Origin of the sequence: Blautia intestinihominis, assembly GCF_040096655.1 — a bacterium.
Taxonomy (GTDB): domain Bacteria; phylum Bacillota; class Clostridia; order Lachnospirales; family Lachnospiraceae; genus Blautia_A; species Blautia_A intestinihominis.
In genome coordinates this window covers 1-811 of the sequence record NZ_JBBMEI010000194.1, presented here as the reverse complement: position 1 = coordinate 811, position 811 = coordinate 1, and the positions used below count along the sequence as shown (strand labels likewise).

Here is an 811-nt window from a genome sequence, read left to right as displayed (position 1 = left end):
ACCGCTTCCAGATTTTCTTTCAGTTCATTGGCAACAGTGGTCTGGGGTGCACTCTCACTGTCCTTTTTATGGGCTTCTCGAATATCCCGGATAATGAGGTTGAGGTCATCCCGTACCATCTGACTGAAATATTCATCATCACTGATATGGGCGGCTTGTAGCACTTTCAAATGGGGGTCGTCTTCGCCAGGGCGATACCGTTCAATGATTTCATGTCGGACAGTATCAACAAGGGCATTGAGGTTTTGAATCTGCATGGTGGCAATCCCGTCCACATAAATCTCAATGTCCGCAAGAAACTTGATAAAATCTTTATGTGTGGCAAGCTCACAGAGCAGACGGTTGTTAATCCGACCGCTTTTCAGGAGAGCAACCATCTCATCATTCAAATGCAACTCCGTCAATGGCGTGTTGATCTGCTCCCTGTTCTCTGTCCGGCACAGCAGATAATCAACGGAAACCCCATAGAAGTCTGCCAGTGTGATAAGGTTGCCATGATTGATTTCTTTATAATCCTCTTTCTCATAACTTCCAAGAGCTGATTTGGAAATACCCGTCAACTCTGACAACTCTTCCAGATTTAAGCCTTTGTCCTTGCGGAGTTCCCAAAGGCGTTCCTGTATGCTTGTCGCTCCTTTCATGGGCGCACGCTCCTTTCCGGTGGTTTGATTGCTGCCGCTTATCTGGATTATATCACACTTTCCGCAATCGTGGAAATTTCTGATTTTTACCCCTAATTCCTACTTTGTGGACATACGGCACAGGGCACAAAAATGTTCTATGATACAGGTAGTTCATCGATGGATTATTC

Annotated in this window: 1 protein-coding gene; it reads right to left on the bottom strand. The window is 45.5% G+C overall.

What is annotated here, in order from left to right; translation table 11 throughout:
• The coding region (locus tag WMO75_RS19645; RefSeq protein ID WP_349078864.1) for a helix-turn-helix domain-containing protein at nucleotides 1–641 on the bottom strand (641 nt) is incomplete at its 3' end.
• Nucleotides 642–811 lie beyond the last annotated feature (170 nt).